Source organism: Spirosoma arboris, from assembly GCF_009754945.1.
Lineage (GTDB): Bacteria > Bacteroidota > Bacteroidia > Cytophagales > Spirosomataceae > Spirosoma > Spirosoma arboris.
The window spans coordinates 157,774-170,584 of sequence record NZ_WPIN01000016.1 but is presented as its reverse complement, the minus strand read 5'-3'; the positions used below and the strand labels follow the sequence as shown (position 1 = coordinate 170,584).

At 45.7% G+C, this 12,811-nt stretch carries 13 protein-coding genes; 8 read left to right on the top strand and 5 right to left on the bottom strand.

The window, feature by feature from the left end; translation table 11 throughout:
* Position 1 precedes the first annotated feature (1 nt).
* The gene (locus GO755_RS31410; RefSeq protein WP_157589394.1) at positions 2-397 is read right to left on the bottom strand and encodes a hypothetical protein; all 396 of its coding nucleotides are present in this window, start codon (positions 395-397) and stop codon (positions 2-4) included.
* Positions 398-541: 144 nt separating this feature from the next.
* On the bottom strand, positions 542-739 hold the full coding sequence (locus GO755_RS31405) for a hypothetical protein (RefSeq protein ID WP_157589393.1): 198 nt from the start codon (positions 737-739) through the stop codon (positions 542-544).
* 325 nt (positions 740-1,064) lie between these two features.
* Here GO755_RS31405 and GO755_RS31400 point away from each other — a divergent pair, with 325 nt between their 5' ends.
* From GO755_RS31400 to GO755_RS31380, 5 genes are all read left to right on the top strand, one after another.
* Positions 1,065-1,211: a hypothetical protein gene (locus GO755_RS31400; protein WP_157589392.1), complete on the top strand. Its 147-nt coding sequence runs from the start codon at positions 1,065-1,067 to the stop codon at positions 1,209-1,211.
* A gap of 444 nt (positions 1,212-1,655) precedes the next feature.
* Positions 1,656-2,948: a sodium:proton antiporter NhaD gene (gene nhaD, locus GO755_RS31395; protein ID WP_157589391.1), complete on the top strand. Its 1,293-nt coding sequence runs from the start codon at positions 1,656-1,658 to the stop codon at positions 2,946-2,948.
* A 132-nt stretch (positions 2,949-3,080) separates the two neighbouring features.
* Positions 3,081-4,280 (top strand): DUF4249 domain-containing protein, encoded by a 1,200-nt coding sequence (locus tag GO755_RS31390; RefSeq protein WP_157589390.1) that lies wholly within the window; start codon positions 3,081-3,083, stop codon positions 4,278-4,280.
* Positions 4,281-4,359: 79 nt separating this feature from the next.
* Positions 4,360-5,076 (top strand): hypothetical protein, encoded by a 717-nt coding sequence (locus GO755_RS31385; protein WP_157589389.1) that lies wholly within the window; start codon positions 4,360-4,362, stop codon positions 5,074-5,076.
* A gap of 542 nt (positions 5,077-5,618) precedes the next feature.
* Positions 5,619-6,773 carry a glycosyltransferase family 4 protein gene (locus tag GO755_RS31380; protein ID WP_157589388.1) on the top strand — a complete coding sequence of 385 codons (1,155 nt, stop codon included), beginning with the start codon at positions 5,619-5,621 and terminating at the stop codon, positions 6,771-6,773.
* 67 nt (positions 6,774-6,840) lie between these two features.
* Here GO755_RS31380 and GO755_RS31375 read toward each other — a convergent pair whose 3' ends face one another.
* Positions 6,841-7,491: a hypothetical protein gene (locus GO755_RS31375; RefSeq protein WP_157589387.1), complete on the bottom strand. Its 651-nt coding sequence runs from the start codon at positions 7,489-7,491 to the stop codon at positions 6,841-6,843.
* Positions 7,492-7,735: 244 nt separating this feature from the next.
* On the opposite strand from GO755_RS31375, the gene GO755_RS31370 reads away from it, so the two are divergent.
* Entirely contained in the window at positions 7,736-8,938 is a 1,203-nt protein-coding gene (locus tag GO755_RS31370; protein WP_157589386.1) for a glucuronyl esterase domain-containing protein, read from the top strand.
* Between the two features lie 86 nt (positions 8,939-9,024).
* Here GO755_RS31370 and GO755_RS31365 read toward each other — a convergent pair whose 3' ends face one another.
* Complete coding sequence (locus GO755_RS31365) at positions 9,025-9,369, bottom strand: LytTR family DNA-binding domain-containing protein (RefSeq protein ID WP_157589385.1); 345 nt, start codon at positions 9,367-9,369, stop codon at positions 9,025-9,027.
* 384 nt (positions 9,370-9,753) lie between these two features.
* Here GO755_RS31365 and GO755_RS31360 point away from each other — a divergent pair, with 384 nt between their 5' ends.
* Positions 9,754-9,993 carry a hypothetical protein gene (locus tag GO755_RS31360; protein ID WP_157589384.1) on the top strand — a complete coding sequence of 80 codons (240 nt, stop codon included), beginning with the start codon at positions 9,754-9,756 and terminating at the stop codon, positions 9,991-9,993.
* Positions 9,994-10,131: 138 nt separating this feature from the next.
* Here GO755_RS31360 and GO755_RS31355 read toward each other — a convergent pair whose 3' ends face one another.
* Complete coding sequence (locus tag GO755_RS31355; RefSeq protein WP_198174995.1) at positions 10,132-10,968, bottom strand: glycosyltransferase family 2 protein; 837 nt, start codon at positions 10,966-10,968, stop codon at positions 10,132-10,134.
* Positions 10,969-12,239: 1,271 nt separating this feature from the next.
* Between GO755_RS31355 and GO755_RS31350 the strand changes: the two genes are divergently transcribed.
* Positions 12,240-12,794 carry an RNA polymerase sigma factor gene (locus tag GO755_RS31350; protein ID WP_157589382.1) on the top strand — a complete coding sequence of 185 codons (555 nt, stop codon included), beginning with the start codon at positions 12,240-12,242 and terminating at the stop codon, positions 12,792-12,794.
* The last annotated feature ends 17 nt before the right edge of the window (positions 12,795-12,811 follow it).

Genomic DNA, 12,811 nt, shown 5'->3' with positions numbered 1-12,811 from the left:
GTCAATTAGACTCCTTACTTAGTATATACTCTTCGGGGCCTTTGGCGGACTCAGCCGCTGCGCTTAAAATAAACTCCTGCTCTGACTTTTCGGTAATAACAGGACGCGAAAAATGACCTGCCTGAATAACAAAGTAATAGTGTTTATTGGGCGAAAAATGAAGAAAATAGGGCTTGTTGTCAATGATAAAGCCTAGACTATCACCCGCTGGCTGAATGATGGCCCAAGTCCGTGGCTTGATTCGGATCGGGTTCTTAGGGTCGATGGTCGTTTTTAGTTCGGCATTCAGGCCAATCATTGAGTTCAAGAAGTGAACTTTAGTGGAGGTCGGGACTTGAGCCTGCCCATTAATGCCTAGTAAACAAATACTGATAATAATCCCGATTAATGCCTTCATCTTACTTATGTTGAAAAGTGACCTTATAGTAGGTTGAGAACTTTACCTACTGCGTATAGCCATGAGTTTTATCCTTTAGCTAAATAGAGTCCTTACAAGTAATAACGGCAAAACGCCTTTTCTCTTCGGTTAGGGCTCTATTAGCTACGCCTGGGCTACTAATAAATCCTTGATCAACCGTAATGTTTTAAGGCTAGATTCATTGCCATTTTCCGCTCCGCGCATGGCTAGCGTTATGCAGTTGCGTAGGTTTTTGGAGTTAGTCCAATGGGAAAACTGCGGTGTTGTTTGGGACAGTTGTCGAGTCCCATAGAAGGCAAGTAATTCACCAAGATCATTCATAGTAAGTCGTAGGTAGGTTTTATAAATTATATATAGTAAAACGAGTATTGTTACTGTAAAGTAGATAAGTAATATTACTTAGACTTGAAAAATATAATATGGTAACAAAAATGCATTAATTTTTTTTCCAATACTGATAATCAGGAATATAAAGATGCCAATTCTATTGAGGCTGGCGTTTTGGCATTAAGAGCTAGTTTACTATAAATGCAAACAGTAAGTTCAGCGTATAATCGGCTATTTCTTATCAGGTAATGAGAGGTAAATCAAAAATGAGTTTGGGTAGGGGCAATTATGAGCGGGCGCATGCTCGATTTCATGGCTCATGACACCTAGTTTCATTAAGGAAGACCTTATCTTAGCGAAGCTTTTTGGCTCCTTAGGCGTGCTGGGAACGACCCAGCCTACTTTACCATCGGGAATCTGGTCGTGGTATAAAAACCAACAGCCACTCGATTCCAATTTTTCATGAACGAGTCTGTATGATTCGTAAGTCATCAAGTATTCTAACTACAGCGAGTGGAAAATTAACTGATAGTTGATATACGTCATTTAGCTCTAGTTGGATTGTTGCCGAATAACTTGCTTAAAATCATATGTCTACATAGTGGTGTTTTCTGCCCCTACAAGCACATTAGAGGGTTTAATGTTACCGATAGGTAAATAAATTAACTTATTGCCTCAGTAATCGCTTCACCTTCTGATCGCCTGATTAGGCGGGCTCTTATGGGTTAGATCTAAATGCTGGCGCTAGTAGCGTCAGCATTTTTGAGATCGCAGTCAATATGTTTAATCTATAAGTAATTATAGCAGTCAGTTTTCAGCCTGTATTGTCTGCACAGATTCATATCCGATTAAAACTCAAACGCTTTAAGGGTAGTATTCATAAGCCCTATTCTCTTGCCAGTCGCTCCTCATGATGATTATTCTCGTTTTTATCGTTGGCTACGTTCTAATCACACTAGAGCATCCGATCCGGTTTAATAAGACGGCCACGGCATTAATCACTGGTGTAAGTTGCTGGGCTTTATACATTCTTTCCGTTCAGGAAATAGAGCCGGTATTGGCTGAGTTAAGCCATCACCTAGCGGAGATTGCCCAAATTCTGTTCTTTCTGCTTGGGGCAATGACAATCGTAGAATTGATTGACGTGCATGATGGTTTTACCATTATTACCGATCGTGTTGCAACACGAAACCCGCGAACGTTGATTTGGCTCATTGGCGGACTGACATTCTTCCTTTCTGCTTTGCTGGATAATTTGGCCTCTGCCATTGTCATGGTATCAGTGACGAGAAAACTCATACATGACCCCGAGCAACGTCGATTGATGGCCGGTTTAATCATCATTGCTGCCAACGCGGGCGGAGCCTGGTCACCCATCGGTGACGTAACGACGTCCATGCTTTGGATCGGTGGCCAGATCACTACAGTCACGATCATCAAAGAACTCTTTCTGCCCAGTTTGGTCAATGTGCTGATTCCCATGATTTGGCTAAGCTTCACCATGAAGGCCCAATCGGAACCGGTTATCACCAAAGGTAGTCGTGGGGTTAGTCGGCCTTACGTTACACCCCTGCAGCGTCGCGACCGGCGCATTATGTTTGCGGCTGGTTTAACGGCCATTGTCATGGTCCCCATTATCAAAACACACACACATTTACCTCCCTACATGCTGATTATGCTGGCTTTGGGTATTGTTTGGGGTGTCTCCGAAATTATTCATGCTGACAAAGATGAGCAAGACCGGAAGCGATACACAGCGGCTTATGCGTTAAGCAAAATTGATGTTCCCAGTATCTTATTCTTCTTCGGTATTCTATTAGCTGTGGCTGCTCTAGAATCGACTGGTACGTTGAAAAATGTCGCGGTATGGCTCAATGATACACTTCGCAATCTGGATTTGATTGTACTGATAATAGGTCTAATCTCGGCCATTGTTGACAATGTCCCCATCGTAGCAGCCGCAATGGGCATGTATGATTTGACTACCTATCCAAGTGATAGCAAACTATGGGAGTTTTTAGCCTACAGCGCTGGCACGGGCGGCAGCCTGTTAGTGATTGGTTCAGCAGCGGGGGTAGCCGTGATGGGTATGGAACGGATAGAATTTGGCTGGTATTTACGGCGAATTAGTGGACTAGCTTTGCTGGGATACCTGGGAGGAGCATTAACTTACCTGGCTATTTGTTTACTCGCATATCAATAGCTTTGATCTGTTACTAAAGGAAAGATGGTCAGAAATGGTTATACCCTGCCGGGTGGCCAAATCTTGATAATTGACCAGAAAAAGTAGAACACGCAACTCGCCGTGTTTTACTTTTTCTACACCCTCTAGTTTATGCGTTCTGCTAGTTTATTCCTACTCGTTGGCTTGACGACGCTTCTCTTACCCGTTGCCTGTGTCGATATGCTGGAGATCCCCTTAACGCAACGAGTCAATGTGATTGTCGTTGATGGCACACTGACTAACCTCAATGAGGACCAAAAAATTCGCATCAATCGCTCCAAATCCGACCCGCTGACCGGCCGCTTTGGCAGTTTGCCTATCACCAAAGCCCGCGTTGAGGTCATCGTTGATTCAGCTCAGGTGCTGGTCTTCACCGAGACCGATACCGCCGGAGCCTACCGTTCCCCGGCAGGCTTTATCGCCAAACCAGGCCATGCCTACCAACTGCGTTTCACCCTCTCCGATGGCACGCAGTATCGGTCAACGACCGAAGTGATGGCCCCGGTTCCCCCCATTGACCGCGTTCATACAAAATTCAACCCCACCAGTTTACCCGCTATTATCGGCGATGGCTCCATTAATCAATACCGGGGAGCGCATGAGATAACCATTGATTTTCAGGATCCCGCCGATCAACACAACTATTACCGCTGGGATTGGCTGCTATGGGAGAAACAGGCCTGGTGTCATACTTGTATCAATAACGAGTATTTGATCTCTGTACCAGATTCATACCCACCAATCCTCATCGAAGATTGTTATGGCCAGAAATATGATAATGGGTATTATGTTTCCGATTACCAGTGCCGCACCCAATGCTGGGAAATTTTGCGCAATTATACCACGAATGTGTTCGATGATGTGTATAGCAACGGCGGGCTGATTCTGGGCCGCTCGGTGGCCCAGATTCCGTTTTACCAACAGAATGCCTGTTTGGTGCAGCTTCGCCAATCCTCGCTCACAAAGAGAGCCTACCAGTACTACCGGACGGTGGAGGAACAGACCCAGAATACTGGGGGCGTAGCGACTACTCCCCCCACGGCATTGGTGGGTAACATACGCAACGTGGCCAATGGTCAGGAAAGCGTGATTGGCTATTTTACGGCCTCGGCGGTGTCCACCTCGCTGGACTGGATTGACCGACGCGACGCGACAGGTCGTCCGCCGGGCTTGTTTATCGCCTTGAACAACCGTCCACCTTCGCAACCCTATAACAATGGGGGCTATGGTGGTTCCAAGGACTATCCAACGGCGCTCTGTGTGCCAAGTGATGGCCGTACACCCAACAAACCCATTGGTTGGCGAGATTAATTTCTGTTGTATGAATGGCATCAGGTAGTTATACACAAAGATCTTGGCCTTATTTATGGGAAGGGGAATGGTAATTTTTATGATCACTGTCATTACAGTTATTGCAGCCCACCATGTAATGGTTTTAGCTCATGAGTGGTCTCATAGTATGGTTGGCTGGTTGCTCGGCTATAAAGCACAACCATTCGACATTATTTATGGCGATTGGACCCTTTTTCATGCTGAAGAAGCTATTAACTACGAACCAATATTTCGATCCTCTCCTTGGAAAGCGTCTTTAATTGCAGTTGCCGCTTTAGTAACTAATGTCTTTTTGTATTTGCTTTCACAGGTAGGGCTGCGTAAAGCAGCTACCCAACGAAGACCGCTTTTAACCCAAGCCTTGTTCTGGTTTGCCGTTTTTAATCTGGCTGAATTGTACAGTTACATGCCTTTGAGAGCCTTTTCGCCTAACGGAGACGTCGGCCATTTTGAAACTGGTTTGAGCATTCCAGCTTGGATTGGCTTCGTATTGGGTACACCATTGGTTGCCTGGCAACTGTTTATATTGCTAACTAAAAGTTTGCCTATCGCTTATAACTCTTTAGAAATCAGAAGTACAGTAGCAAAGATTGCTTACAGTTTTCTAACAGCTTCAATTGTGTTTGGTCTTTACGGTAGTGCTCCTATTTTCTATTACAGCTTGGCAGCCCCTCAAGCTAGGTGGTCGATTTTTTCAGCGATAGTTTGGGCTTTTGTACTTTTCCTATTGACCCGTAGTATACTCAAAAAGCAGTCAATTGCTAGTATCCACTAACATTAACGTGAGTTAGTCGACGAGTCGCCCAATCTAATTGGTATTTAAAATATCCTCCGTAACAGGAAGTTCGAGAGTGATTTCTAACTGACTAGGTAGGCTATAATTTATGACCACAATCAACTTACCCATCGTGGGTACAACAGTCTCATACCAGGTGAAGTAGCTGGTAAATCAGTCGCTGAGGTGTACTCCTGTAATTTTAAAATTTGAATAATCGGCAGCAGTCGTAGGGCTCGAACTATCAGCGTAAAATCTTCAAAAAGACAGACCAGGAAATCCAACGCCTAATTCGCTTTTTGGGTCTTGAGGATCACACACCTCCTTACAACCAGAATGAAACCATTAGCTGACTATTACCCCTCTCACTCAGCCTTCCAATCAGCTTTAGGCGAAGCGATTACTTATTTTATTGGCTTATCCAGCTTCCGCTGAAGCCGTTACCCAAAATGCTGCACTACCAGTATGGCCTGGTGAGGTCCGCCCTAACGGGCTTCGCCGGATCGCCAGTAAACACTTAGATTCATAAACGTCCACCCAAAATGAAAATATTGTACGATCACCAAACCTTTACGGCCAATAAATTTGGCGGAGTGTCCCGCTATTTTTACCACCTCATTACTGTCCTTCGCCGACAAGGCATTGAGGCCAAAGTAGCGATCCGATTTTCCAATAATGAGTATTTAAACCAAAATTCCTGGTCACGCACCCCATCCTTTCCCTATTTTCTGGGCTATAGGCTCACGAACAGGCTCTTTTCGCTGATTAATCGGTTGTGGAGTTCAGGGCAAGTACGACGCCGACAATATGATCTATTCCATCCCACGTTTTTCCACCCTTATTTTCTAAAATACATTGGCCATAAACCCTTTGTCTTAACCTATCACGATGCCATCAAAGATAAGTTCGGTGCCAAATACGGACACGTTGATAATGCCTCGAAAGCCCAAAAACAGCTCTTATTCAACCGGGCAGCCCATATCATTGCCGTCTCCGAAAACACCAAGAATGATTTGATTGAGCTGTTCCAGCTACAAGCCGATAAAATTACGGTGATCCATCACGCGACTCATTTCCGAAGTATGGAGGTGCCCGATACGGTTCAAATTCAGACCCCCAGTTCCTATCTGCTCTATGTGGGTAGCCGGGAGAGTTACAAAAACTTTGGTCCCTTTCTTCAGGCGCTTGCTCCCCTGCTTAAGAAATACCCATCGCTGCACTTAGTTTGTGGCGGGGGAGGGGCGTTTACGGTCGATGAAAATCGACTCATTGATCAGTTGGGGATAAGTGATCAGGTAGTTCAGTATATGGTTAACGACCTGATCCTGTATCGGTTATATCAACAGGCGCTGGCATTTATTTATCCCTCGCTCTATGAAGGATTTGGGATTCCGATTCTGGAGGCTTTTGCCACTGGTTGCCCCGTTGTAGTCAGTCATACCTCCTGTTTTCCAGAGGTAGCTCAGGATGCGGCCCTTTATTTTGATCCTGAATCGGCTCACTCCATTCGTCAACAGGTTGAAGTTGTTCTTTTCGATGCTGAGTTGCGTCAGTCCTTGCGGCAGAAAGGGTATCGTCGGCAGGAAGCGTTCTCCTCGGAGCAAATGGTTCATCAAACCCTGGAGGTTTATCATCGGGTACTCGCTCTCAATGCCACAACCGATGTAAAAGCATTCTCCCCCGAATCGGTTCAGTAAGTGGAAAATTGGTTGGAAAAAATCAAGCTACCTTTTTTGCTTTCTACTGCACGTATACAACTAATCTTTATGCCATTTCCCGATTCGCATCTACCCAGTAGCCTAAAGCCACTATCAGCCATAGTACCTGACTGCTCCAGGCCAAGGCCGGTACACTGACAGGGGCCGGGCCGAGTTCGCTGCCCAGATAGACGAGTACTAAAAAAACTACCAGACCCCAAAGGGCGAATTGACCAGTGCGGTTACGTGGTCGCGTGTGACGCAGGTATACCCATAGGCCGGCCGCCAGAAAACCTAATTCGATGGCGAGCGTAGCGGGCAGGCTGTGCCAAAGACCAAGCCCTTCTTTAGGGGAAGCCCCAAAGTAGAGGGGCAGATCAGGACGGTGCATGATTAGGTCGAGCAGCCAGTGACTGGGCACCAGCAGGCCCACTAGCAGTGCTCCGCGCCAGTTACGCTGTAACAGGCCGTAGGTGAGGCCCAGTACCAGACCTAGTACAACTTGCGCCAACAGGCTGTGTGAGAAAGGATAATACACGAAGTCGAAGGGCGAGGCAGCCAATAAGCCAGGTCTGATTTCGACTCGCTCTACGCCTACTAACAAAAGTGTGGGCCACAGAAGATCGGCCAGTTGTGTGGCCAGAAATAGTGTGCCCAGAGATACGCGAGGTTGCAGGGGCTTGGTCGCCAACCCGACTCCAAAATGACCTAGAAACATGGCAGTGGCCCAGTGGGCATTTGTATACTACAAAGTTCTGGTGCTCCTGTGCTTATTTTACTGACAGATCACGAAAATCGGAGTGACTTTTCGCGCAAGACGTTTAAAAGGTACAAAAAAATGTCAGGCTGAAGCACAATAGTAAAACCACAAGCTTACTAGCCTTTGGCCCTTGTATCATACAAGTAATCAACGTCTAAGCGGACAAAAGAGCCTTACTATTTTTTACTATTGATCCATCCTCATGCAGTATCTACGACGGTTTGCTTTATCCTGTCTGTTTTTAGTTATACTCATTCAGCTACAGGCCCAAAACTCAGAAGTGGCAAATTATGATGAAGCGAACGTGCCAGCCTATAGTTTACCTGACTTGTTGAAAACAACCACGAATCAGGAGGTTCGTACTAAGACAGCCTGGGAGAAGATAAGACGTCCTGAAATCATTAAGCTATTTGAAGAAAATGTATACGGCCAAATGCCTAAAACCGTTGACCGTCTTACCTACTCGATAAAAAGTGGAGATACTCAGGCAATGGCAGGCAAAGCAACCTTAAAAGAGGTAGTGATCGAGGTTGTCCAGCACAATCGGTCGGTGAAGATAAACCTGGTTCTTTTTGTGCCTACGAAGATAAACAAACCTGCACCCGTTTTTTTGCTGATTAACAACCGGAGCAAAGATAATACTGACCCCACCCGAACCCACAAAAGCGATTTCTGGCCCGCTGAAATGGTCATCGATAGTGGGTATGCTATCGCTGCTTTTCATGTCAGTGATCTGGCACCTGATGATACGGTTAAGTATGTCGACGGCGTGCTTCAGCTCTATCCAGAGCAATTAACTGCCAACGATGGCATGCGAGCCATTGGTGCCTGGGCCTGGGGTGCCAGCCGAGTATTGGATTATTTGGAAAAAGATCCCGTGATAGATGCCAAAAGAGTGGCGATTGTTGGGCACTCTCGAGGGGGTAAAGCGTCCTTATGGGCCGCTGCCGAGGACCAACGATTTGCGCTGTGTTTTTCGAATTGTTCGGGTAACACGGGGGCGGCATTATCCCGTAGGCGATTTGGCGAGACGGTCAGCCGAATCAATACCGTTTTTCCGCATTGGTTTGCAAAAAATTATAAAAAATTCAATCATAACGAAGATTCCTTGCCGGTGGATCAGCACATGTTATTAGCGGCCATTGCCCCAAGAGGATTATATGTGACTAATGCATCGAAGGATCTTTGGGCTGACCCTACCGGAACCTATTTAGCGTTAAAAAATGCCCAGCGTGTTTATGCTTTATATGGAATGGAGGCTCATTTGCCTGACCATCCGCCTGCTATCAACCAACCTATTCTTAACTCGCCATTAGGTTATCATATTCGGGAGGGCGAACATAATTTAACGGCCTACGATTGGAGCAATTTCATAAAATTTGCAAACGCTCACTTAAAAAAGTAAGAAGCAAGGTAATTGTAGTGTTTGCAGGTCTTAACACAACTTGTAATGACAAAGTAGAAGGCTACCAGGCCCAGTTTAAAACGCTTTCACGCATTATTACCAAGTCCATTTACCTGCTTTCCTACTAAAAATAAAGTCTGTTCAACCTGTTCCAGCACATTTAGCATCCTCCGTCGGGCTATGACTAACTGCTGACCATTCTGCATGGTCAGGCTGGCCAAAAGACGACTGGTTTTTTGCCAACTGACCACATAGGTTGGGTTAATGAGTGCTCCTTTATTAATCCGGATGAAATCAGGGTATTTGCCCTGATACCACTTGAGGGTATGGCTCATCAACAAGTGCCGGCCACCCACTTGATGTACAATACTATAATTACCAGCGCCAATAATGTACAGGATTTGATTGGTGTGCAAGTTGTTTTTTCGCATGTGGGCAATCGCTTTCCTGAACGGTTTGTAGTGAGTTGGATAACTAGCATTGGGTTGCTATCGCCGGTAAACTAAGCAGAAAGCCAGCCCAACCAGGAAAATCTCTAGTAAACGGACCAACATTCTACAAACGTGTCTCCAACCAGCAGCAGGAGTTTGGCGATGGATGAACTCCCCAGACTTAGCCGTTTGGCACATTAATGATGCTTTTTGGCACACCAGTGTAGGGAAGTAGCGGTTTCTTTGGGTGTTGTTTTTTGCTCACCCATTAGCGGTAAGCCTCCAAAATCAAGCCTACGAAACACTGGAGCCATACCTTCACCCTAAAAATAGCCTCTGTGTTCAAGAAAGCTACTTTTGGAGGCTCCGTAACTTCCTCTTAGTATGAACTTGTTAACCTTATTTGCCGTCGGTTGTATCACCTTTATGGCCTGGCTGACTTATCTCTTTGGAGCGATTCGGTTTGAGAAGAGATGCCCAACCTGTGGAAATCCCCACCCCGACCGCATCGCTCGATCGGGGCTCATGAAGCTCTTTACCAGCAAAGCGTATCATTGCGCAGCTTGTGGCAAACGATTCTATCAATTAGAAAAAATAGGCGCCCCAAGCCGTCAGCATCGCTGACAAGAATGCTTATTTATCGAGTTCGTCAAAATTCTCGTCAGCGATGCTGGCGGGAATTTTTGTTGAGGTGATTTTACTGTCCGAAGTGGGCCGTATAGCGAGAAGGGAGTTTAACGTTTTACTTTGAGCTGCGAGTAGCTACCTGCTGATGGTATCGGGTAGATACTTGGCTAACCCAGATTGGCAGTAGATGACATGGGCATCTCGGTTGGCCAGCGCCCGCTGCCGATTCGACTCCTGATCCCTTCGAGAGGAAGGTGGATGGTAAAGATGATACTGAATGGCCCCAAAGCGAATGAACCGAAGGCGACGGCCCAGATTCATAAGCCGAAAGGTAAGATCGGTATCTTCCCAGCCCCAACCTGTAAAGCTTTCATCGTAGCCATTAACGGCCAGCAGATCTTCTCGCCAGAAAGCCATGTTGCAACCCGATACATACAGGTAATGGTCTTTCCAATGATAGAGCCGGGCTGTCGGCTTCTGTAAGAAAGGTACCCACATACGATGCCAGGTTAGCCTACTTTGTTTCAGAATCAAGGGAAGGCTGGCCAGGGAACCGGTTAAAAGTTGTTGGGTCTCTTGTTGAGTAAGGTGAAACTGGTTGCCGGAGTAAAAAACGCCTGGCTTCGCTATGTTCAACTGGTCGCGTACAAAGTGCCGGTGCAAAATCACGTCGCCATCAATTTGAATCAGATAACTACTAGTGGCCATGGCGATGCCCTTGTTGCGTATCTGAGCCAGTTTGAATCCCTCGTCAGCTTGCCAGACATGAATCAATGGTACTGGACTTTCGGTCTGTAGTTGTTGAATAGCCTGGCGGGTTTCCGGGCCAGATCCGTCGTCGCATACAATAATTTGGTCCGGTAAACGACTTTGTCGAAACAAACTTTTCAGGCAACGTTTTAACACGTCGGGGCGATTGTAAGTGGCAACTAAGACACTACAGGTCACGGCGGGCAGATGTTTTCGACTCACGGCTGAGAGATCAATTATGATAGATTTAGTTACGATGAAGCCTAAGGTAACAGAAATCATATCATAATCATATGGCCCTTAAGTAAAAAAGCCCGGCTGCAAATTGCGTTCCGGGCTTTAAACTAGGCGTCAAACCTATTTGATTCTATTGAACAGAGAAAGTCACAGACATATCAAGCTCAATTCAAACGCCTTATAGCAGTAATCGACTCCACCGGAAAGGCTACCGCTTACGGCTGTGAGTACTACTAAAACCTCTAGTTAGGAGACTGGTCAACAAGCAGCAAGAAGGCCAGCTGATTTAATTGGGTGAGACATCGGGTATGAGTGGCAAGCTTTCTATGGAATCGCTGCTCATTGTCAGTAGATAGGAACTCAAGACCATCTATATCCTGGAAAAGGAGTTGCAGCTCTGCCTGCATTCTTATCAGCAGTGACACAAGCGTCTCTTGACCAAAGCAACTGACAGATCGGGGTTGGCCGAATCCTGGCTTGTATTTATTTTCTTGAAGGCAGGCCTTCACTTTATTATAGTATTCATGAAATGTAGCGAGTGATTCTGCCCAATCGGCTACGATCGTTCGGCTTGTCAAGGGCTTCGATGGGAGTCGTTGGCTCCTCCAGGATTTACTATCCATCAATAGAACAGGTAATTAGTAAAAGGTGGCACCTTAAAAGGCAACTGAGTGAGTGCTTTCTCATGAAAAGCAGTGGGTAAATGCTAACCTCGAATCCAGTAATAGCTGTAGAAGGCTTCGTTAGCGGAGAAATTGTCACAAATAGGTAGAACTCCTTAGGCTTCGACTACTGGTAATCTCTTTATTGATCTGAGCCAAAATGCAACTGGTGCCAATGTGATCTTCGTTCTTTGGGTAATAATAGGGGATTGTCAAAAAGAGGAAGGGATAGAAACAATCGGTCGAGATGAACCGGCTGTTTTTTGGATTACACATCATATAGAAGCATGCGAATTGATCTATCCTTAAGACTTAAGCTTTTTCTGAAAGTTACATGGCGACAAAAAAAACACTGATTTTCGACGAGTTAGCCTAGCCTTTTCAATAGGCAGGCTAAACCGACCAGCTAGCGGAAATTGAGTTGAGTATATTTACTCGCTAGACTAAAAACTATAAGAAAGGCTACTATAAATTTGTCTACCGTCTAGTAGATTAATTGTGTCTTTAGTGATCGATTTTAATCTAAAGTACATAATAAGCGCCTTTTTATTTAATCATACATGATAGTTTAAACTTGTAACGTTTCCTTTATTCATGTACGTAGCTCTATCCGACGAAGAAACCATTCGTCAATTATTGCCCAGTCAACCCAATCAGTGTTTTGAAACCCTTTATAGTCGATACGTTAATAAGGTGTATCAGCGGTGCCTTTCGATGACCAAAGATGCCGATCAGGCTCAGGATTTTACGCAAGACATATTTCTAAAAGTATTCAACAAACTGGATGCCTTTCAGGAACGATCCAGTTTCTCGACCTGGCTCTATTCGATTTCCTATAACTATTGCGCTGATCAACTCCGCATAGCCAAACGGTTGCCTACCACGAGTTGGGAGGAAGAAGGCATGGGTCACAATATGGCTGATGTAGAGGAAAACCAGTTACATGAAGAAACCCTCCAGGTCGTTCAGCAGGCCATGACCACGCTGTCGGTTGAGGAGCGAACGTTACTGCGGTTGAAGTACGAGGATGGTATGAGTATCGAAGAACTCGCCCAGTTGTACGATCTGAAGCCAAGCGCAGTCAAGATGCGCCTGAAGCGAAGTCGGGAGAAAGTAAAGAGTCTCTGCGTTCAACAGTGTTTATCTTGACCAAACAGTTCCAGCTC